This window comes from Stenotrophomonas sp. YJH_SMC_27 (assembly GCF_059369815.1).
Window position 1 is genome coordinate 16872 of sequence record NZ_JCAFTA010000003.1, and the last position, 19853, is coordinate 36724.

Here is a 19853-nt window from a genome sequence, read left to right on the forward strand (position 1 = left end):
GGGGTGGGTCCGGTTGCGGGGGCGTGAGCCGCATGGATGCGGCGACCGAGCTTACATGGACGTACTTGCAGCGTCCCCCGTAACCGGACCCACCCCGCATCCTACGGATAGCCGGCCTTTGACGTTGACGTTGATTCGGCGGGTGCCGGGCGCCGCCCGGCCCCACCTCAGAACCCCAGCGGGGTGTCGCCCAGCACCGGCTGCAGCTGGCTGCGGAACAGCGCCTGGATGCGTTCCAGTGCGGCCTCGTCGTTGCCCTCGAAGCGCAGCACCAGCACCGGCGTGGTGTTGGAGGCCCGCACCAGGCCCCAGCCATCGGGGAAGTCCACGCGCAGGCCGTCGATGGTCGACAGTCGGCCGCCGACATACGGGTTGTCCGGCGACTGTGCCGCCGCCACCAGCATCGCCACCAGCGCATGCGGCGTGCCGTCGGCCACCGGCACCTTCAGTTCCGGCGTGGCCACCATCTCCGGCAGCTCGGCCAGTACCTCGTCCGGGGTCTCCTCGCGCTGGGCCAGGATCTCCAGCAGGCGCGCCGCCGCATACAGGCCATCGTCGAAACCGAACCAGCGCTCCTTGAAGAAGAAGTGGCCGCTCATCTCGCCAGCCAGTTCGGCATCGGTCTCGCGCATCTTCGCCTTCATCAGCGAATGCCCGGTCTTCCACATCAGCGGGCTGCCACCATTGCGCAGCACGTGGTCGGACAGCTTGCCGGTGCACTTCACGTCGTAGATCACCATCGCGCCGGGGTTGCGCATCAGCACGTCGGCGGCGAACAGCATCAGCAGGCGGTCGGCATAGATGATTTTGCCGTCAGCACTGACCACGCCCAACCGGTCGCCATCGCCATCGAAGGCGACGCCGAGGTCGGCCCCGAAGCGCTTGACCGTCTGCACCAGGTCTTCCAGGTTGGCCGGTTCGCTCGGGTCGGGATGATGGTTGGGGAAGGTACCGTCGACATCGCAGTACAGCGGAATGACTTCAGCACCGATGGCTTCCAGCAGTTGCGGTGCCAGTGCGCCGGCCACGCCGTTGCCGGCATCGACCACGACCTTCAGCGGACGGTCCAGCTGCACGTCGTCGGCGATGCGCTGGATGTAGTCGGCACTGACATCGCGCTGCTGGTAATCGCCCGGCTCCGCAGCCTGTACCAGGCGGCCCTCGACGATGCGCGCGTAGAGATCGGTGATGGCATCGCCGGACAGCGTCTCGCCGCCGATGACCACCTTGAAACCGTTGTACTCGGGCGGGTTATGACTGCCGGTCACCGCCACGCAGGTGCCGGTACGCAGGTGGAAGGCGGCGTAGTACACCACCGGAGTCGGCGCCAGGCCGATGTCGATCACCGCACAACCGGCGCGGCGCAGGCCCTCGGCCAATCCTGCGGCCAGTTCCGGGCCGGACAGGCGGCCATCGCGACCGATCACCACCTCGCGCAGGCCCTGCTCCAGTGCCACGGTACCGATGGCCTGGCCGATCAGCGCGGCGGTCTTCGGCGTCAGTTGGCTGCCCACCACGCCGCGGATGTCGTAGGCGCGGAAGATACCGGCCGCCAGTTCCTCGGCCGGAACCGGCGGCGGGGGCGGCGGTGCACTTTCAGTGGTGCTGGCCCCGGCCACCGGCGGCGGCGCCATCTGCAGGCTCTCGCTCAGGGTCGGGCCATGATCCGCTTCCGCCACGGCCGCACGCCGCGGCAGCGGCAGCGTCTTCGGCAGGCGGCCGCGACCCACCACCAGCAGTACGGCGATGAACGCCAGCAGCAGCGCAACGATGGCGCTGACCAGCGAACCCAGGCCCAGCGGACCGGGTTCGATATTGGGTACCGCGGCCACCAGCCGCAACGGGGTACCCGGGATCGGCCGCGCCAGGACTTCGGCACTTTCGGCCAGGCTGGCATCGCCCAGGGCGACGAGGTCATGCGCGCCCTGGCGCAGGCCAAGGAAACCGGCCGATGGCGCACTCACCTGGTCCAGCGGCGAGGTCAGGCGCAGCAATGGCTGGCGCACGTAGAGCACTGCCGGGCCCAGGCTGCCCAGCGGCACCGGTGCCGCCAGGCCAAGACGATTGCCACCCCCATCGCGGACCACGCGCAGGCTGGGGCCGGCCTCGGCAAGCGCTCCTTCCAGCAACGCCAGGCGGGCATAGCCGAACGTGGCCGGGTCGGCGTAGGCATTGGCCAGATCGGCGGTCAGCACTTCAGCATGCTCGACGCCGGTCCAGCTCTCGCGGACCGCGAGTGCCGCCGCAGCGGCATCGCCGGCCTGCAGCGCCTGCTGCACGCGCTCGTTCTTCAGCTGCTGCTGCAGCTGCTTCAGCTGGCCGGCGGCGGCCTCCTGCAGGCCCTGCACAGCCTGGTCGCGCGCAGCTTCCAGCGCCTGGCCGTTGGCCTCCTGGCGCCATTGCTGCACCGCGCTCCATCCAAACCAGCCGGCCAGCAGGACCAGCAGCACCCCCAGTAGTGGTGCACTGCGTCCCAACGACCGTCCCCGCTGTCCTTCCCCGATGCCGCTCATCGATGTCCCCTGTCAACGCACCCCGGTATGGCCGAATCCACCCGTTCCGCGCACGCTGTCGGTGAAAGTATCCACCACCTGCAGGCTGACGCGGGCAATCGGCACCACCACCAGCTGCGCGATGCGATCACCCGGCTCGATGGTGAATGCCTCGCGGCCGCGGTTCCAGACGCTGATCAGCAGCGGTCCCTGGTAGTCGGCGTCGATCAGGCCGGTGCCATTGCCGAGCACGATGCCGTGGCGGTGGCCGAGCCCCGAACGCGGCAGGATCACCGCGCACAGGTGCGGGTCGGCGATGTGGATGGCCAGGCCACTGGGCACCAGCGCGGTGTCGCCCGGCTGCAGGGTCAGCGCGGTATCCAGCGCCGCGCGCAGGTCCATGCCGGCGCTGGCTTCGGTGGCGTAGGCCGGCAGCGGCCAGCTGTCGCCAAAGCGCGGATCGAGCAGCTTGACCTGCAGGGGTTGGGAAGTGAAAGCCTGGGTCATGCCTGGAGTCTCCGCGCGATCAGCGCCAGCAGTTGTTCGGCCAGCTCGCGCTTGGAGGTGGCCGGGAATACCTGTTCACCGTCCTGCCAGAAGGCAGTGGCGGCATTGTTGTCGCTCTCGAAACCACCGCCGCTGATGCCGACCTGGTTGGCGATCACCAGGTCAAGGCGCTTGTCGACCAGCTTGCCACGCGCATACTTCTCCACGTCGTGGGTTTCGGCGGCAAAGCCGACCACCAGCTTCAGCGACTGCGTCTGCGCGGCAACTTCGGCCAGGATGTCCGGCGTGCGCACCAGCTCGATCACCAGCGACTGGCTCTCGGCGGTCTTCTTCAGCTTCTGCGGTGCAACCTGGCGCGGTGTGTAGTCGGACACCGCAGCGGCACCGATATAGATGTCGGCCGGCAACGACTTCAGCACGGCATCACGCATCTGCGCGGCCGAGCGCACGTCCACACGCTGCACGCCGGGAGGCGTCGGCAGCTGCACCGGGCCGCTGACCAGCACCACCTGGGCGCCCATCGTCGCGGCGGCCGCAGCCAAGGCAAAGCCCATCTTGCCGCTGCTGCGGTTGCCGACGTAGCGCACCGGATCGATGTCTTCATAGGTCGGGCCAGCGCTGATCAGCAGGCGCAGGCCCTGCAGCGCGTGGGTTTCCGGTGCGGCAACCGCCGCTGCAGCACTGCCATTGGCCGCCAGCGCGGCGACGATGTCGCCGGGCTCGGCCAGACGACCCGGACCGGATTCGCCTTCGGCCAGCGGACCGTCGACCGGGCCGATCACCTGCGCGCCGCGCTGGCGCAGCAGGGCGATGTTGGCCTGGGTGGCCGGATGCAGCCACATGCGGTGGTTCATCGCCGGGCAGATCGTCAGCGGCGCGGTGCTGGCCAGGCACAGCGTGCTGACCAGGTCATCGGCGTGGCCCTGGGCCAGCCGCGCGAGCAGATCGGCGGTACCTGGGGCGACCACGATGCGATCGGCCCAGCGCGCCAGTTCGATATGGCCCATGGCCTGTTCGGCGGCGCTGTCCCACAGCGTGGTGCGGGTCGGCTGCCCGGACAGCGCCTGGAAGCTGAGCGGAGTGACGAACTGCTGGGCACCGGCAGTCATCGCCACCTGCACCTGGGCACCGGCGTCGCGCAGGCGCCGCACCAGTTCCAGGGCCTTGTAGGCCGCGATCCCGCCTCCGACGCACAACAGCAGTTTCTGACCTTCCAGCGCGCGGGCCGGCGCGGGAGAAGCGTTGGGGGAGTCAGCCACCTGGAATTCCTGTGCAAACGAGGGCGCTAGCTTACCCGAAGGTCGGTAATGTCCCGGTGCCCGGTGCACATAGCGGGCGGCTATCAGCAGATGGAGCCCGCCTGCATTGACCCGGCATTCACCCGGTATCGGTTTCGGACCTTTCCTATACCTCCAGGGGCCTGCGCTTTTGCAGAATCAGGCATTGGCTGCCGCCCGCCGTGGCCTGTTCGATCTTCGAGGAACCGCGTGCGTCCACGCATCATCATTGCCGACGACCATCCCGTGGTCCTGCATGGCATCGCCATCGTGCTGCAGACCTACCTGATGGACATCGTCGGCAGTGCGCGTGACGGCGCCCAGCTGCTGGACCTGGTGGACCGCCACGACTGCGATGCAGTCCTGACCGACCTGTCGATGCCGGGTGCCGGCCCGGACGGTCCGGAGCTGATCGACGCGCTGCGCATGCGTCGCCCTGGCCTGCCGGTGGTGGTGCTCACCGGCGCCCGCCATCCCGGCCTGCTGGACGGCCTGCTGCGGGAGGGCATCAGTGGCCTGGTCGACAAGTGCGCCGATTTCGCCGAGCTGCCCCAGGCGCTGAACGCCGCACTGGCCGGGCACGTATTCGTCTCCCAGCAGCTGCGCCATCACCTGCAGGCCCGCGACCTGCTGTTCCCGCGCGAACCGGCACCGCTGTCGGCACGCGAGAAGGAAGTGCTGGATCTGCTGGCGACCGGGCTCAACGTGAACGAAGTCGCCAAGCGTTGTGGGCGCAGCCCGAAGACCATCAGCCGGCAGAAGGCCGAAGCCAAGCGCAAGCTGGGGCTGCAGAACAACCAGGAACTGTTCGACTACCTGCAGACCCGGCGCGACTGAGGTATCGACCGACCCGGGACCGCGGCAAGCCCCGATGGGAGACGCCGCCGAAGCTGGCGATGATGCAGGCATGCCCATCCACGACTGGCCCGAACAGGAACGTCCCCGCGAGAAGCTGATCGCGCGCGGGCCCACGGCACTTTCCGACGCCGAGCTGCTGGCCCTGTTCCTCGGCTCCGGCTTCGGCGGCCGTGATGCCGTGCAGACCGCGCGCGACCTGCTGCAGGCGCATGGCCCCTTGCGGGTGCTGCTCGACCGTCCCGCGGGCGAACTGGCCCGCTTGCCCGGGCTGGGCCCGGCGCGCAGCTGTACGCTGGCTGCCGGGCTGGAACTGGCCCATCGCTACCTGGCGGCTGAGCTGGAGCACGGCGAAGCGGTGGGTAACAACCCTGCCGCGGTCGGCCGCTATCTGCAGCACCGCCTGCGAGGGCAGGCGCGGGAAATCTTCATGGCCCTGTTCCTGGACAACCGCCACCGCCTGATCGCCTGCGAAGAGCTGTTCCACGGCACCATCAACGCCGCGCCGGTCTACCCCCGCGAGGTGGTCCGGCGTGCCCTGCTGCACAACGCGGCGGCGGTGATCCTCAGCCACAACCATCCTTCGGGCGACCCTGAACCGTCCAGCGCCGATACCCGCATCACCGATGAACTGCAGCAGGCGCTGGCGATGGTGGACGTGCGCCTGCTGGACCACTTCGTGGTCGGCGAGGGCCGTCCCGTTTCATTTGCTGAACGGGGCCTGCTGTCCCCGCCCCAGCCTCGGCTGTTCGGCTGAGCGCGCCCCCTTCAGGCGCCACCGGCCGCCCCCGCAGGCATGTTCTGGTCAGCGTGGGCGCGGGTACATGCGCTAAAATGGGCGATTCCGCCGCTCATTCTCACAGCAGGCCTCGTGAAAAATCTCCTCCGCGCCCTGATCAGCCAAGGCATCGAAGCCTTGCGCGCCAATGGCACCCTGCCCGCCGACTCCCTGCCGCCGGACTTCGTGGTCGAGCGCCCGAAGACCCGCGACCACGGCGACTTCGCCACCAACGCCGCGATGCTGCTGGCCAAGGCCGCGCGCAGCAATCCGCGCGCACTGGCGCAGGCGCTGGTCGAGGCGCTGCCGCGCAGCGAGGACGTCAGCAAGGTCGAGATCGCCGGCCCCGGCTTCATCAACTTCCACCTGGCCCCGGCCGCGTACCAGCGTGAAGCCGCGTCGGTCATCAAGGAAGCCCACGACTACGGCCGCAACCTGTCCGGCAATGGCCGCACGGTGGGCGTGGAGTACGTGTCGGCCAACCCGACCGGCCCGCTGCATGTCGGCCATGGCCGCGCGGCGGCGATTGGCGACTGCGTGGCGCGAGTGCTAGATGCCAACGGCTGGAACGCCAAGCGTGAGTTCTACTACAACGACGCCGGCGTGCAGATCGAGAACCTGGCGCTGTCCACCCAGGCACGGATCAAGGGCATCGCGCCGGACCAGGACGGCTGGCCGGAAGGTGGCTACCGCGGTGAGTACATCGTCGACGTCGCCCGCGCCTACATGGCCGGTGCCAGCGTTGATCTGGAAGGCAGCACCGTGGTGGGCGCCAAGGACCCGGACGACATGCAGGCGATCCGTCGCTTCGCCGTGGCTTACCTGCGCAACGAGCAGAACCTGGACCTGGCCGCGTTCGGCGTCGACTTCGACATCTATTTCCTGGAAAGCTCGCTGTACGCCGACGGCAAGGTGGCAGAAGCGGTGGCCAAGCTGCAGGCGTCGGGGCATACCTACGAGGAGGGCGGCGCGCTGTGGCTGCGGAGCACCGACTTCGGTGACGACAAGGACCGCGTGATGCGCAAGTCCGACGGCACCTTCACCTACTTCGTGCCGGACGTGGCCTACCACCTGTCCAAGTGGCAGCGCGGCTACGAGCGCGCGATCACCGAACTCGGTGCCGACCACCACGGCTCGCTGGCGCGTGTGCGCGCCGGCCTGCAGGCGATGGAAGTGGGCATTCCGCAGGGCTGGCCGGAGTACGTGCTGCACCAGATGGTCACCGTCATGCGTGGCGGCGAGGAAGTGAAGCTGTCCAAGCGTGCCGGCAGCTACTTCACCCTGCGTGACCTGATCGAGGAAGCCGGCCGCGATGCCACCCGCTGGTTCCTGATCGCGCGCAAGCCCGATTCGCAGCTGACCTTCGACATCGACCTGGCCCGCCAGCAGAGCAACGACAACCCGGTGTTCTACGTGCAGTACGCGCATGCCCGCGTCTGCAGTCTGCTGCGCCAGGCGCAGGAGAAGGGGCTGGTGTATGAACAGGCTGATGGCCTGGCCAACCTCGGCCGCCTGGCCGACGACGCTTCGCTGCTGCTGATGAACGAGATCTCGCGGTACCCGGAAGTGGTGGAGGCGGCCGGCGTGGCGCTGGAGCCGCATCTGGTGGCGCAGTACCTGCGTGAATTGGCGCACGCGTTCCACACGTGGTATCACGGAACGCCGGTACTGGTGGAAGATGCCGCCGATCGCAACGCCAAGCTGACCCTGGCCTGCGCCGCGCGCCAGGTGCTGGCCAACGGCCTCGAACTCCTGGGCGTCAGCGCCCCGGAAAAAATGTAAGCATCAGGAGACGCAGTACACATGGCAGCACGACGCGGCAAAAACCAGGCACGACGCAACAGCAGCAGCCAGGGAACACCCGGATGGGTGTGGCTGGTCGCTGGCGTGGCGATTGCAGCCGTGGTGTTCCTGGCGGCGCCGAACCTGTTCAAGGGCGAAGGCGATGGCTTCCTTCGCGCCGGTCCGCAGCCGAACCCGAACGCGCAGCCGGCCCCGGTCGCTGACGCCGACAGCGATGTCGGCACCCAGCCGGCCGCACAGCCGGCTACGCCGAAGCCGGCCGAGCCGGAAAAGCCGGCCGCGACCCAGTACGACTTCTACACCCTGCTGCCGGGCAAGGAAGTTGAAATGTCCGACGCCGAACTGGCCGCCAGCGCGCGTGCCGAAGACCAGCGCCGGGCCAGGGCCGAAGCGCAGCGCGCGCAGGCTGCACTGGAAGGCAAGCCGGTTCCGCCGCCCGCGGCGCCAGCACCCACAGCCACGGCCAGCGTGGCCAGCACCGCCCCGGTGACCGCGACCAGCCGTCCGCTGCCGGCACCGCTGAGCGAACGCCCGGCGGCGGCAACGCCTGCAGCCGGCACCCCAACGGCGTCGACCAGCAGCGCCGCGGCCACGCCTGCAGCACGTGCGGAAGCCGCACCGGCAGCGACCGGTACTCCGGCAGCTGCTGCACCGGCTGCCGCCGACAACGCCCGCTACATCCTGCAGGCCGGTGCGTTCGGTGCCTCCGGCGATGCCGAGGCGACCAAGGCCAAGCTGGCGATGATGGGCCTGGCGGCACGCGTGGAATCGGCGCAGATCAACGGCAAGACCGTGTACCGCGTGCGTATGGGACCGTATGGGAGCGCCGGCGAGTTGTCCGAAGCCAAGCAGAAGCTGGATGGCACCGGCCTGCAGGCGATGGCGATCAAGGCGCAGTAAGCCTGCCGCTGTGAACGAGAAAGCCGGGCATTGCCCGGCTTTTTTCGTTTCTGTAGAGCCGAGCCATGCTCGGCTGAATCCAGACGAAGCCGAGCATAGGCTCGGCTCTACGGGACCCGCGACGCAGGTCAGCCTTCGCGGGCGACCTGGAAACCGGCGAAGGACTGGCTGACCGGCATCAGCTCCAGGCGATTGATGTTCAGGTGCGGCGGCAGGCTGGCCACCCAGAAGATCTGTTCGGCGATGTCTTCAGCGGTCATCGGGTTGGCGCCGGTATAGAGCTTGTCCGATGCCGCCTGGTCGCCATGGGTACGCACCACGGTGAACTCGGTTTCAGCCATACCCGGCTCGATCGTGGTCACGCGCACGCCGGTGCCGTGCAGGTCCGAACGCAGGCCCAGCGAGAACTGGCTGACGAACGCCTTGGTGCCACCGTAGGCGTTGCCACCCGGGTACGGGTAGACGCCGGCCACCGACGAGATGTTGATGATCGCGCCCTTGCGCTCCACCAGCTGCGGCAGCAGGCGATGGGTCAAGGTCACCAGCGCGGTGATGTTGGTGTCGATCATCGTGGTCCAGTCCGACAGCTTGGCGCTCTGTGCCGGCGCGGTACCCTGTGCCAGGCCCGCGTTGTTGACCAGCAGATCGATCTGGCCGAACGCAGGCGGCAGTGCCAGCAGGGCCGCCTCCATCGCCACCGGATCGCGGATGTCGAAGGCGGCGGCGTGAACCACGTCCTTGCCGTAGCGCTCGACCAGCGGCTGCAGGCGTTCGCCGCGGCGGCCGGTGGCGATCACCTTCCACCCGGCCTGGGCGAAGCGGTGGACGGCGGCGGCGCCGAAGCCGGACGTGGCGCCGGTAATCAGGACAGTTCGGGTCATCAGGCAACTCCAGGGGGAAAAACCGGACGCCCATTCTGGCACCGTCGGCCCGCCCCTGCGTTGCCGATGCCGGCTGACCACGCCCGAGGCGTGCGCGGCTCAGCGCACGCGGAATACCCGGGCCTTGGGCAGGTCTTCGTCGACCTGCAGGAACCAGCGCCCGGCAATTCCTGGAACAACGGCGATCTGCGGCGACTGCAGCACCTTGCGCAGCTTCATCTGCCCCTTCATCACCTGCCATTGCTGGCCGTTATCAAGGGTGAACAGCGTGCCGGGCTGCCAGCCTGCGACCTCTCCGACCACGCGTGCATTGACCGGTCCTTCTTCCAGGCCCAGATGCATTGCTGCCGGTGCCGGCACATTGGCAGGCAGCGGCGCAGCGGCGGGGGCCGGGGCCACCGCTGCCGTCGGCCCGGTGGCCGCGCGCTCTGCCTCGCGCAGTACCCGGTTCAGTGCCTGCAACTGCGCTGGACTGAGCCCGACCTCGGCCAGTTGGGATGCACTGAGGCGCCGCTCGACGGGTACGAAGCGGTCCTGGGCGAAGGCAGCGAAGCTGCTGGCGAGCAGCAGTGCGGAAAACAGATACCGGCGCATGCAAGGGTCTCAGCGAACGAGTGCCCACGATGCTGCAGTTCGATGACACTCCGGTGACACGCCAGGGGCCGCTACAATTGGACCATGATCAACAATGATGTCCTGCGCAGCGTGCGCTACTCCCTGGACCTGGGCGACCACCACGTGGTGGCCCTGTGCCAGATGGCCGACCCGGCCTTCGCCGTGGAGACCGAGCAGGTGAAGGCCTGGTTGCGCCGCGAGGACGAAGCCGGTTTCGAGGCGATGAGCGACAGCGCGCTGGCGCACTTCCTCGACGGCCTGATCGTGCACCTGCGCGGTCGCGACGAGAACCAGCCGCAGCGCGCGGTGGAGACCCGCATCGACAACAACCTGGTGCTGAAGAAGCTGCGCGTGGCGTTCCAGCTGCGCGACGTCGATCTGATGGAGATCTTCGCCAGCGCCGGTTTCAATGTCTCCAAGTCGGAAGTGGGCGCACTGTTCCGCCAACCCGGGCACGCCAACTACCGGCGTTGCCTGGACCAGATGCTGCGCAACTTCCTCAAGGGCCTGAGCCTGCGCCTGCGCGGCTGAGCACGGCCTCGACGAACGCCCGCGCCGCCGGTGTCGGCAGCCGCTGCCAGACCAGGTGCACGCGGCGGGTCGGGGTCGGCTGCAGCGGAATCCGCACCACGCCTTCAAAGCCTTCGGCGATCAACGCCGGCACGATGCCGACCGCCAGCCCATGGCGGACGAAGCGCTCGACCAGTTCCATCAGGTTGACCTCGAAGCGGACCGCGTGCGGCAGGCCGGCGGCGGCGAAGGCATCGTCGGTCTGCCGCCGCGCACCGGTGCCGCGCGGGAAGTCGACCAGCGCTTCATCCTGCAGTTCGGTCAAGGGCAGCCGCTTGCGCCGGGCCAAGCGGTGCGACGGCGCCAGCACCGCCACCAGGTCTTCTTCCTGCAGCATCTGGTGGCAGACCCCGTCCAGGCCGGCCGAGGGCGCCAACCCCACCAGTGCCACGTCCAATTCACGCGACTGCACCTGCGCGATCAGATCCTCGCTCTTGTCCACCCGCAGCTGGAACTCCACCTGCGGGTGCGCCTGCTGGAAGGCTGCCAGCATCGCCACCACGTCGATGCCGGTCAGCGAGGAAATCTGCCCGATCGCCAGCAGGCCACGCACCTCGCCACTCACCGCGGCCACGTCAGCGCGCAGGTGGCGCAGGCTGGCCAGCACCTGGCGTGCGTGCACCAGCAGCGCCTCACCGGCCGCCGTCGCCCGTACCTGGCGCGGCAGGCGTTCAAACAGCGGCGTGCCCAGTTCCTGCTCCAGGTAGGCAATCTGGTGGCTCAACGCGGACTGCACCACGTGGCAGCGTTCGGCGGCACGGGTGAAATTGCCCTCTTCGGCCAGGGCGACGGCAAATTCGAGCTGCTTGAGATTCATCCAGCTATCTCGTTTCCAGATGGCATGGATGATGATGATTCATTTCCATCATGGTCGCAGCAGGCGGACACTGTGCACCCCGCTTTGTGGAATACCGCGTGAGTCCGTCCCTCCCCCCCCTGCACCGCTGGCAGGTGCTGCTGATGTCGGTCGCCACCGGCGTGGCCGTGGCCAGCAACTACTATGCGCAGCCACTGCTGCATACCATTGCCGATGCCTTCGGTGTGCCGTTCGGCCAGGTCGGCATGGTGGTCACCGCCGCGCAGCTGAGCTATGCCGCCGGACTGATCCTGCTGGTGCCGCTGGGAGACCTGTTCGAACGCCGGCGCCTGATCGTGGTGATGAGCCTGTTGTCCGCCGGCGGGCTGGTGATCAGTGCCTGTGCGCCGTCGCTGGCCTGGCTGCTGGCGGGCACCGCGATCACCGGCCTGTTCTCCGTGGTCGCCCAGGTGCTGGTGCCGTTCGCGGCCACGCTGGCCGCGCCGGAACATCGCGGTCGCGTGGTCGGCACGTTGATGAGCGGCCTGCTGCTGGGCATCCTGCTGGCACGTACCGTGGCCGGCCTGCTTTCCAGCCTGGGCGACTGGCGCCTGGTGTACGCGATCGCCGCTGCCACCCTGGTGCTGACCGCACTGGCATTGCAGCGCGGCCTGCCGCGCTTCCACCACAGCGCCGGCCTTGGCTACTTCGCATTGCTGCGCTCGATCGGCGTGCTGTTCGTGCAGGAACCGGTGCTGCGCCAGCGCACCCTGCTGGGGGCCTGCAGCTTCGCCATGTTCGCGATCTTCTGGACGCCACTGGCGTTCCTGCTGGCACAGCCGCCGTATGCCTACAGCGACGCCACCATCGGCCTGTTCGGGCTGGTCGGCGCGGCCGGCACGCTGGCGGCCGGCCTGGCCGGCCGCATGTCCGACCGTGGCCAGACCGGGCGTGCCACCGCCATCGCGCTGGCGCTGCTGCTGCTCTCGTGGCTGCCACTGGGGCTGTCGGCCCACTCGTTGCTGGCGCTGCTGGTCGGCGTGGTGGTGCTGGACCTGGCCGCGCAGCTGCTGCACGTCAGTAACCAGAACCTGATCTATGCACTGCAACCGGCAGCGCGCAACCGCCTCAATGCCGGCTACATGACCGGCTACTTCATCGGCGGTTCGCTGGGTTCGCTGCTGTCGGCGCAGGTCTACCAGCGCTTCGGCTGGACCGGCGTCTGCGTAGCCGGTGCTGCGGTGGCGGTGCTGGCCCTGCTGCTGTGGCTGCCCGGCGCGCTGCATGCGCGCCAGGCCTCGGTGGCCGACTAGAAACTGCCCTGCAGCGCCAGCTCCCATCGTCCACCGGCATTGCCCGGGAACAGGCGCTTGGCCGCACTGTCGGTGTCATGCACGGTGGCACGCAGCTCCCATGCCGGGGCCAGCGTGGCAATGGCACTGAGCTGCCCATGCAGGTAGTCCGGGCCCTGCGCGGTGGCCAGCCAGTACTGGCCCACCGCTGCTTCCAGGCGGACGCGCTCGTGCAGCGGCACGCGCACGCCCAGCTGGGCATAGGTACCGCGATGGCCACCGGCCAACGCATCGTTGGAATGGGCGACCTGCAACCAGGCGCGCTGCTTCCAGCTCACCGTGGTGCTGAGTTCGGTCCAGTCCAGCGCGCGGCCGGTGCCCGGGTACATGTAGCGGGTCAGGTTGGCATCCAGTGTCCAGTCCGGGGCCAGCGCACCGGACCAGCCGGCCACCAGGTCGAACTCGCTGCGCGCGCCATTGTCCGGCTTGAACGAAACGTTGGAGCCCCACACGCTGGCGTACCAACCCGATGGGATCGAAACCTTCGCACCCGCCTGCACCGCCGGGTCGCCGTCGCTCTGCGAGCTGCCACGCCACACGTAGTCACTGGTCAACGCCGCACTGCCACTGACCTGTACCTGTGCCTGCGCGCTGCCGATCCCGAGCAGCCCTGCCAGGGCGGCCACCACCGCCGCCATCATCCCCTTGCTGTTCACTGCACTGTGTTCCTCGTCGAAGGCGGTTATGCCGCCGGGAACGCAGTGTCGAGGCGGTGGCCGTAACGGATCGAGGGTGCTGCCGGGGCCGCGGCGCAAATTCGGCGTAAATCCCGTGAATCGGGGCCACATGCCGGCAGCGCGGTATCATGGTGCCCTGTTTCCAGAGAACCAACCGCGTGGACGCCATCCTGACCCCGGTATCGATCGGCGAGCTGATCGACAAGATCACCATTCTCGAGATCAAGGCCGAACGCATCGACGATGCGGCCAAGCTGAGCAACGTGCGCACCGAGCTGGACGGCCTGCTGCCGTTGCTGCAGCAGCAGCTGCAGGCTCAGCCGGCGCTGGCCGTGCTGAAGCAGCAGTTGAAGGCAATCAACGAGCGCATGTGGGACATCCAGGACCAGCTGCGCGACAAGGAAGCGGCCCAGGTGTTCGACGATGGCTTCATCCAGCTGGCACGCGGTGTCTATGGCACCAATGGCGAGCGCGTGCAGGTGAAGAACGAGATCAACCGCGTGGCCGGTTCGGCCCTGGTGGAAGAGAAGCAGTACCAGGGCGAGTAAGCCCGCTCATCCGCATTCGAGCAGGTGCCGGATGCGGAACAGCTCACCATCGCTGTGAATGCCCAGCTTCTCGTACGCCGTCCGCTTCTGCGTGCTGACCGTACTGGCCGTGCGCCCGAAGCGCCGCGCCACCTCCCCGGTGGTGCAGCCCTGCAGGACCAGCCGGAGCACCTCGCGCTCACGTCGGCTCAAGGGCGTCAGCACCGGCGCCGGTGTGCGCCGCATGCGTGATCGGTTCAGCTGCGTGCGCAGCTCCGGGGGCACGAAGCGGCCGCCACGGGCCAGTACCTCCACCGCGCGCCGCAGCATCGCCGGCGTGGTTCCCTTTGACAGGAAGCCGCGCGCGCCGGCCTGCATCGCCATGGTCACCATGCTGGCATTGCAGTGCGCAGACAGCACCAGCACCGGCAGCAGCGGCCAGCGCCGCGACAACAGCCGCAACAGGGACAGGCCCTGTTCGGGACCATAGGGCGCCAGCAGGTCGATCAGCAGCAGGTCGATGCCATCCGGCTGGCGCTGCAGCAGATCGAGCAGATCAGCTTCGCGGGTGAAGCTGCCACAGACCTGCACGCCACCGTGCTGGCAAAGCACCACCTCCACCCCCAGACGCAGCACGGGATGCGGCGCCAGCATTGCCAGGCGGCGGGGCCGATCGAGGGGCAGAGCGGGAACGGCAGGCGGCATCACATGGATCCGACGATACGAAGTGCCCACCGTAGGGCCGCGCCGGGAGCAGCGGAATCCAATTTATTGCAACGCAGCAGCGGCCTCGGAACATGCTCAGCTGCGGTTTCGGGTCGTCACAACGCAACAGGCCCGGCATGAGCCGGGCCTGTCGAGGCATCTTCAGCGCGCAGGCGCGCCGAGGAAGCAATTACCAGCTGAAGCGCGGGCCGACGGTGTATTCCTTGTCGCCGTCGCGGTTCATCTTCAGCTCGCCGTTCAGGCCCCAGTTCTGGTTCAGCTTGACCTGACCACCCAGGCGGCCGTACCACTGGCCTTCCGGATTGATGCCGTGCTTCTTCGAGAAATCTTCGTAGCCGACCATGCCGTAGACTTCGGCGTGGGCACCGAAGGCGGTGCGGATACCGGCTTCAGCGCTGTAGCCGTTGAAGTCCAGGCCGTGCTTCTGGTCGCGCTTCTGGTAGGCAACGCGAGCAACGAAGTCGGTGGTCGGGGCGATTTCAACGTTGTAGCCGGCGCCGATCTTCCACTGGTCCAGCTTGATGTTGGTGTGGTCGATTTCCTGGCGGCTGTAATCACCGAAAGCGTGGAAGTTCGGCAGGAAGCCGTACGAGCCCTTCACGCCCCAGCCGTCGGCCTTGAACGCATCGATGTCGGTCTTGGCGTAGTCGGCTTCGGCATAGTTGTACGACAGGTTCTCAGCAGCCGAGGCGGTGAACGGCAGGGCAGCGGCCAGGGCCAGAGCAATCAGCGAATTCTTCATGGGGGTACACCTTTACTTTCTTATGGTGTGCAGCAGCGCTAGGGCGCCATCGCATCGGGAATGTAAATTCTCCGTTATTCGCCACAACGCTCCCTGAAAACAGCGGTCTTCGCATTGCTGAATTTTCTGGCTTGATTCAGGCTGTTTCTGGCATACGCGCGCGGCGCGCGTGCATTTCATCGGCACAACGACTGCCGGTTGCAGGATGTCGATCCACGACGCCCTGGTTCGTCGGGTACTTGAAGGCCGTGCATGCGGCACGGTCCATCCGGAGGCAGGCAATGAGCTACATCGATGGTTTCGTCCTGGCGGTGCCCACCGCCAACAAGGAGAAGTTCCTCGCCCACGCACGCACAGGAGATCCCGTTTTCATCGAATACGGCGCGCTGCGCGTGGTCGAGTGCTGGGGCGATGACGTGCCGCACGGCAAGACCACCGACTTCTTCGGCGCGGTGAAAGCCACGCCGGATGAGACGGTGGTGTTTTCCTGGATCGAATGGCCGGACAAGCCGACCCGCGACGCCGGCATGAAGAAGATGATGGAAGACCCAAGGTTTGATCCGGCGACGAATCCGATGCCGTTCGACGGCGCGCGGATGATCTACGGCGGCTTCGTGCCGATCTACGAACTGACGCGCTGAACCGGGCGGACGTGCTCAGCGCGCGTCCGTTTCATCGCTGGCAGCGGCATGGCCGGCGCCCAGTGCGGCGCCAGCGCCGAGGCCCACACCGCCCATCCCAGCGCCCATTCCGCCACCGCCACCTCCTCCACCCGCACGACCGCCCTTGGCGTCGCCGTCGTTGCGGCCCTTGCCGCCGACACTGGCGCCCCCCGGCCGGGTCGGCCCCTGCGGCGGTATCTGCAGGTCGGTCGGAATCGGCGCCAGATCCAGCGCTTCGCGCACGAAGTCGCGCAGCGAGACCACCAGTTCATGGGTATGTACCGGCCGCCCCTGTGCCAGTTCATTGGCGGCACGCGCGGCCAGCCGCACCTGTTCGTCGGTGCCCAGCAGCAGGATGTCCGACAACGCCGCTTCCACGGCATCACGGATGCGGCGCGCGCGATCCGAGCGGGGCTCGGCAATGCCCTCTGCATCCTCGCGCTGGCGAAGGTCACGGCGATGGCTGGGGTCCACACCCAGTTCGCCGGTGAACGAACCGCCCAGGGTCTTGTAGGCCGCCATCAGCGTGCGCAGCCGTTCGTTGATCTGCCGGTTCTCGCGCTCGCGGCGCTGCTGCAGGGTCTGCATCACCAGCAGGCGGATGCCCACGCCCAGCAGGGTGATCAGGACCAGGCCGGCCAAGGTGGACAGCACGCCCTGCCAGGAACTGAAGTCAATACCGCGCATGCCCCGGGCTCCAGCAGGAAGAACCTGCATCCTGCTCCATACCGCGTCCCTGAAACGCGAAAGGCCCCACCACCCGGGGGTGGCAGGGCCTTCGGTCACGGCGCGATTACTTGCGCTTGGCGACCTTGCGCACGGCCTTCTTGGCCGGAGCCTTCTTGGCGGCGACCTTCTTCAGCGGCGCAGCCTTCTTGGCAACCGTCTTGCGGGTGGCGGCAACCTTCTTGCCCACTGCCTTCTTGGCAACGGCGGTCTTCTTGCCGACAGCCTTCTTGGCAGCGGCGGTCTTCTTGCCGACGGCCTTCTTGGCGACGGCAGCCTTCTTGCCGACAGCCTTCTTGGCGGTCGTGGTCTTCCTGGTGGCGACCTTCCTGGTGGCGGCAACCTTCTTGCCGACGACCTTCTTCGCAGCCACGGCCTTCTTGCCAGCAACCTTCTTGGCGGCGACGGTCTTCTTGGCCACGGCCTTCTTGGCGGTAGCGACCTTCTTGCCAACTGCCTTCTTGGCAACAGCGGTCTTCTTGCCGACGGCCTTCTTGGCGACGGCAGCCTTCTTGGTGGCGGCCTTCTTCGCGGTGGCGACCTTCTTGCCGGCAGCCTTGGTGGCGGCCTTGGTGGTCTTCTTGGCAGCGGCGGCCTTCTTGGTCACAGCCTTGCCTGCAGCCGCCTTCTTCTTGGCCACTTCATTCTTCAGCGCAGCGGCTTCGGCCTTGGCGTTCTTCTTGGCGGCTTCCAGCTTCTTCTTGGCGTTGGCAACAGTCTTGCCGACCGACTTGGCAGCCTTCTCGGCCTTCTTGGCAACGGTCTTCTCGACCTTGGCCACGGCCTTCTTGGCCTTGGCAACGCGGGTACCGGCAGCCTTGGTGGCGCGCTTGACGGTCTTCTTGACCGACTGCACTGCGTCTTCGGCAGCGTGGGCGATGGTCTCGCCAACGTTGGTGGCGGTTTCTTTGACGTTCTCGACGGCGTCGGTCACGACCGACACACCATTACCGTTGCTCATGTTGCCCTCCTGGGGGCCTTAAGTATCAAAACGGGGCGATGCTATACCGACATTGACGATCGTGGAACGGGGCACGCACGAGCAATCGCATCTGATGCGACGGCAATGGTGTAGTCGGGTACCCTCGCGAGTACGATGTGTTGACGGGAAACCCCTTTTTTTCAGTGCTGCGCCGCACGATACGGGCAGCGGCAGGGGCTGCGTGCGCACACCCGCCCGGACGTAGCGAAAGGCATGCGATATGGCGCATCGCGGCATCGGGATGCGCAGAACTGCGCAAGCATCGGCCTGCATACCCACGCGCTTGGGCAGACGTCGGCACAGTGCGAGGAACCTCCGCCGTTGCCGCCTGCGGCCCACGGTAGCGATGTTGGCCCGGGTTCCGGGCATGGCGTTTTCATGGCGCATTTATCCAGATCGCGACACACTCATTCAGCTTGTTCTACCGTAGGGCCGTACCGCCCCCACCCACGCCAGCGAACCGACTCCCATGCGACCGCTTCCTACCCTGCTCACGCTCGCAATCGCCGCCGCCTTCGGTGGCTTCGTTGCCACCGGCATCAATGCCCACATGGACAACCGTGCCGACGCCGCGCCGCTGCCGGCGGTGTTGCCGACCACGGCGGCCTTGCCGGCTTCGGTGGCCGGTCAGGCGGTGCCGTCGCTGGCACCGATGCTGGAAAAGGCAATGCCGGCGGTGGTCAGTGTCAACACCAAGCAGGTGGTGCGCGTGCGCAACCCCTTCTTCAACGACCCATTCTTCCGCCGCCTGTTCCCGGATATCCCACAGGAACGCATCAACGAATCGCTGGGCTCGGGCGTGATCATCGACGCCAAGGAGGGGCTGGTGCTGACCAACCACCATGTCATCGACAACGCCGATGACGTACAGGTGACACTGGCGGACGGGCGCACGGTCAAGGCCGAGTTCCTCGGCTCGGACCGCGATACCGACATCGCGCTGATCCGCATCCCGGCGCAGAACCTGACCGACATCAAGCTCGGCAACAGCGACCAGCTGCGCGTAGGCGACTTCGTGGTGGCCATCGGCAACCCGTTCGGCTTCAGCCAGACCGTTACCTCGGGTATCGTTTCGGCGGTGGGCCGCAGCGGCATCCGCGGGCTGGGCTACCAGAACTTCATCCAGACCGATGCGTCGATCAATCCGGGCAACTCCGGTGGCGCGCTGGTCGACCTGCAGGGCCAGCTGGTCGGCATCAATACCGCCAGCTTCAACCCGCAGGGCAGCATGGCCGGCAACATCGGCCTGGGCCTGGCGATTCCTTCCAACCTGGCGCGCAGCGTGGTCGACCAGCTGGTCAAGCACGGCGTGGTGGTGCGCGGCACGCTGGGCGTGGAAAGCCAGAACCTGACCGCGCAGATCGCGCAGGGCCTGGGCCTGGGCGAAACCCGCGGTGCGCTGATCACCCGCGTGCTGGTCGGCTCGGCCGCCGCCGCAGCCGGGCTGAAGCCGGGCGACGTGGTGGTGTCGGCCAACGGCCAGCGCGTGGACAGCGCCGAGGCCCTGCACAACGTGGAAGGCCTGGCGGCCGTCGGCAGCGCGATGACGCTGGACGTACGCCGCGAAGGCAAGCCACTGCAGATCAAGGCGACACTGAAGGAACAGGCGCGCGCGGTCACCGGTGAGAGCCTGGACCCGCGCCTGACCGGCGCGACCTTCGTCGACCTGCCCGAGTCACTGCGCCAATCCGGTGTCGGCGGCGTGCTGGTCAGCGAGGTCAAGCGCGGCAGCCGCGCTGCCAGCAACGGCCTGCAGCAGGGCGACATCATCACCGACGCCACCGTGGGCGAATTCGCCGACCTGGCCAGTTGGCGCGCCAACTTCCAGCAACGCCCGCCGACCCTGGTGGTGCGCGTGCTGCGCAACAACGGCCAGCAGCAGGGCCAGCTCGTGATGCGCTGATCGCCCTGCCGTAACACCCCCTATACCCCGGCAATGCTATTGCTGTCAGTCCAGGTCGGCACCGCCGACGCCGTTCCCCCAT

General features: G+C 67.6%; 20 protein-coding genes. 9 read left to right on the forward strand and 11 right to left on the reverse strand.

The features are described from left to right. Positions 1-167 precede the first annotated feature (167 nt). Genes AC5P7R_RS06065 through coaBC form a run of 3 tightly spaced genes read right to left on the reverse strand, consistent with a single transcriptional unit; the run spans position 168 to position 4258 of the window. Positions 168-2513, reverse strand: a complete 2346-nt coding sequence (locus AC5P7R_RS06065; protein WP_227852664.1) for a phosphomannomutase/phosphoglucomutase — start codon at positions 2511-2513, stop codon at positions 168-170. Between the two features lie 12 nt (positions 2514-2525). Next, positions 2526-2999 (reverse strand): dUTP diphosphatase, encoded by a 474-nt coding sequence (gene dut, locus AC5P7R_RS06070; protein WP_005411999.1) that lies wholly within the window; start codon positions 2997-2999, stop codon positions 2526-2528. Continuing rightward, a complete protein-coding gene (gene coaBC, locus AC5P7R_RS06075; protein ID WP_111097663.1) occupies positions 2996-4258 on the reverse strand; it encodes a bifunctional phosphopantothenoylcysteine decarboxylase/phosphopantothenate--cysteine ligase CoaBC in 1263 nt (420 codons plus the stop codon). The genes dut and coaBC overlap by 4 nt, the downstream gene beginning before the upstream one ends. A 228-nt stretch (positions 4259-4486) precedes the next feature. On the opposite strand from coaBC, the gene AC5P7R_RS06080 reads away from it, so the two are divergent. From AC5P7R_RS06080 to AC5P7R_RS06095, 4 genes are all read left to right on the forward strand, one after another. Continuing rightward, the gene (locus AC5P7R_RS06080; RefSeq protein WP_019661790.1) at positions 4487-5113 is read left to right on the forward strand and encodes a response regulator; all 627 of its coding nucleotides are present in this window, start codon (positions 4487-4489) and stop codon (positions 5111-5113) included. Positions 5114-5183: 70 nt separating this feature from the next. Then, complete coding sequence (gene radC / locus AC5P7R_RS06085; protein ID WP_026347232.1) at positions 5184-5888, forward strand: RadC family protein; 705 nt, start codon at positions 5184-5186, stop codon at positions 5886-5888. 114 nt (positions 5889-6002) lie between these two features. Beyond that, positions 6003-7691, forward strand: coding sequence for an arginine--tRNA ligase (argS, locus tag AC5P7R_RS06090; RefSeq protein ID WP_495213790.1), 1689 nt, complete (start codon positions 6003-6005; stop codon positions 7689-7691). A 21-nt stretch (positions 7692-7712) separates the two neighbouring features. Further along, positions 7713-8612 (forward strand): SPOR domain-containing protein, encoded by a 900-nt coding sequence (locus AC5P7R_RS06095; protein WP_058981913.1) that lies wholly within the window; start codon positions 7713-7715, stop codon positions 8610-8612. Between the two features lie 128 nt (positions 8613-8740). Here the strand turns inward: AC5P7R_RS06095 and AC5P7R_RS06100 are convergent, their stop codons facing one another. Then, positions 8741-9493, reverse strand: coding sequence for an SDR family NAD(P)-dependent oxidoreductase (locus tag AC5P7R_RS06100; protein ID WP_021204746.1), 753 nt, complete (start codon positions 9491-9493; stop codon positions 8741-8743). A 99-nt stretch (positions 9494-9592) separates the two neighbouring features. Continuing rightward, the gene (locus AC5P7R_RS06105) at positions 9593-10087 is read right to left on the reverse strand and encodes a hypothetical protein (protein WP_021204745.1); all 495 of its coding nucleotides are present in this window, start codon (positions 10085-10087) and stop codon (positions 9593-9595) included. Positions 10088-10171: 84 nt separating this feature from the next. On the opposite strand from AC5P7R_RS06105, the gene AC5P7R_RS06110 reads away from it, so the two are divergent. Continuing rightward, positions 10172-10639 (forward strand): YehS family protein, encoded by a 468-nt coding sequence (locus tag AC5P7R_RS06110; RefSeq protein WP_019661796.1) that lies wholly within the window; start codon positions 10172-10174, stop codon positions 10637-10639. Here AC5P7R_RS06110 and AC5P7R_RS06115 read toward each other — a convergent pair. Beyond that, entirely contained in the window at positions 10608-11495 is an 888-nt protein-coding gene (locus AC5P7R_RS06115; protein ID WP_021204744.1) for a LysR substrate-binding domain-containing protein, read from the reverse strand. The genes AC5P7R_RS06110 and AC5P7R_RS06115 overlap by 32 nt on opposite strands. 143 nt (positions 11496-11638) lie before the next feature. On the opposite strand from AC5P7R_RS06115, the gene AC5P7R_RS06120 reads away from it, so the two are divergent. Continuing rightward, positions 11639-12787, forward strand: a complete 1149-nt coding sequence (locus AC5P7R_RS06120) for an MFS transporter (RefSeq protein ID WP_329842601.1) — start codon at positions 11639-11641, stop codon at positions 12785-12787. Here AC5P7R_RS06120 and AC5P7R_RS06125 read toward each other — a convergent pair. Then, positions 12784-13482, reverse strand: coding sequence for a TorF family putative porin (locus AC5P7R_RS06125; protein ID WP_021204742.1), 699 nt, complete (start codon positions 13480-13482; stop codon positions 12784-12786). The two genes, AC5P7R_RS06120 and AC5P7R_RS06125, sit on opposite strands and share 4 nt — an antisense overlap. A gap of 179 nt (positions 13483-13661) precedes the next feature. Here AC5P7R_RS06125 and AC5P7R_RS06130 point away from each other — a divergent pair, with 179 nt between their 5' ends. Continuing rightward, positions 13662-14051, forward strand: a complete 390-nt coding sequence (locus tag AC5P7R_RS06130) for a DUF6165 family protein (RefSeq protein WP_031270855.1) — start codon at positions 13662-13664, stop codon at positions 14049-14051. Between the two features lie 6 nt (positions 14052-14057). On the opposite strand, the gene AC5P7R_RS06135 is transcribed toward AC5P7R_RS06130, so the two are convergent. Next, positions 14058-14735: a response regulator transcription factor gene (locus tag AC5P7R_RS06135; RefSeq protein ID WP_021204740.1), complete on the reverse strand. Its 678-nt coding sequence runs from the start codon at positions 14733-14735 to the stop codon at positions 14058-14060. Between the two features lie 190 nt (positions 14736-14925). Continuing rightward, a complete protein-coding gene (locus tag AC5P7R_RS06140) occupies positions 14926-15498 on the reverse strand; it encodes an OmpO family porin (RefSeq protein ID WP_021204739.1) in 573 nt (190 codons plus the stop codon). A gap of 281 nt (positions 15499-15779) precedes the next feature. Here AC5P7R_RS06140 and AC5P7R_RS06145 point away from each other — a divergent pair, with 281 nt between their 5' ends. After that, positions 15780-16139: a DUF1428 domain-containing protein gene (locus tag AC5P7R_RS06145; protein WP_005407745.1), complete on the forward strand. Its 360-nt coding sequence runs from the start codon at positions 15780-15782 to the stop codon at positions 16137-16139. 15 nt (positions 16140-16154) lie between these two features. Here the strand turns inward: AC5P7R_RS06145 and AC5P7R_RS06150 are convergent, their stop codons facing one another. Next, positions 16155-16847, reverse strand: coding sequence for a hypothetical protein (locus AC5P7R_RS06150; protein WP_021204738.1), 693 nt, complete (start codon positions 16845-16847; stop codon positions 16155-16157). A 106-nt stretch (positions 16848-16953) separates the two neighbouring features. Further along, complete coding sequence (locus AC5P7R_RS06155; protein WP_495213791.1) at positions 16954-17847, reverse strand: histone; 894 nt, start codon at positions 17845-17847, stop codon at positions 16954-16956. A 490-nt stretch (positions 17848-18337) separates the two neighbouring features. Here AC5P7R_RS06155 and AC5P7R_RS06160 point away from each other — a divergent pair, with 490 nt between their 5' ends. Further along, entirely contained in the window at positions 18338-19771 is a 1434-nt protein-coding gene (locus AC5P7R_RS06160) for a Do family serine endopeptidase (RefSeq protein WP_495213792.1), read from the forward strand. Positions 19772-19853: the final 82 nt, after the last annotated feature.

Coding starts and splice junctions, on each gene's coding strand:
- AC5P7R_RS06065 (WP_227852664.1), bottom strand. CDS start 2,513: ATGAGCGGCATCGGGGAAGGACAGCGGGGACGGTCGTTGGGACGCAGT.
- dut (WP_005411999.1), bottom strand. CDS start 2,999: ATGACCCAGGCTTTCACTTCCCAACCCCTGCAGGTCAAGCTGCTCGAT.
- radC (WP_026347232.1), top strand. CDS start 5,184: ATGCCCATCCACGACTGGCCCGAACAGGAACGTCCCCGCGAGAAGCTG.
- AC5P7R_RS06095 (WP_058981913.1), top strand. CDS start 7,713: ATGGCAGCACGACGCGGCAAAAACCAGGCACGACGCAACAGCAGCAGC.
- AC5P7R_RS06100 (WP_021204746.1), bottom strand. CDS start 9,493: ATGACCCGAACTGTCCTGATTACCGGCGCCACGTCCGGCTTCGGCGCC.
- AC5P7R_RS06105 (WP_021204745.1), bottom strand. CDS start 10,087: ATGCGCCGGTATCTGTTTTCCGCACTGCTGCTCGCCAGCAGCTTCGCT.
- AC5P7R_RS06110 (WP_019661796.1), top strand. CDS start 10,172: ATGATCAACAATGATGTCCTGCGCAGCGTGCGCTACTCCCTGGACCTG.
- AC5P7R_RS06115 (WP_021204744.1), bottom strand. CDS start 11,495: ATGAATCTCAAGCAGCTCGAATTTGCCGTCGCCCTGGCCGAAGAGGGC.
- AC5P7R_RS06120 (WP_329842601.1), top strand. CDS start 11,639: ATGTCGGTCGCCACCGGCGTGGCCGTGGCCAGCAACTACTATGCGCAG.
- AC5P7R_RS06135 (WP_021204740.1), bottom strand. CDS start 14,735: ATGCCGCCTGCCGTTCCCGCTCTGCCCCTCGATCGGCCCCGCCGCCTG.
- AC5P7R_RS06140 (WP_021204739.1), bottom strand. CDS start 15,498: ATGAAGAATTCGCTGATTGCTCTGGCCCTGGCCGCTGCCCTGCCGTTC.
- AC5P7R_RS06145 (WP_005407745.1), top strand. CDS start 15,780: ATGAGCTACATCGATGGTTTCGTCCTGGCGGTGCCCACCGCCAACAAG.
- AC5P7R_RS06150 (WP_021204738.1), bottom strand. CDS start 16,847: ATGCGCGGTATTGACTTCAGTTCCTGGCAGGGCGTGCTGTCCACCTTG.
- AC5P7R_RS06155 (WP_495213791.1), bottom strand. CDS start 17,847: ATGAGCAACGGTAATGGTGTGTCGGTCGTGACCGACGCCGTCGAGAAC.
- AC5P7R_RS06160 (WP_495213792.1), top strand. CDS start 18,338: ATGCGACCGCTTCCTACCCTGCTCACGCTCGCAATCGCCGCCGCCTTC.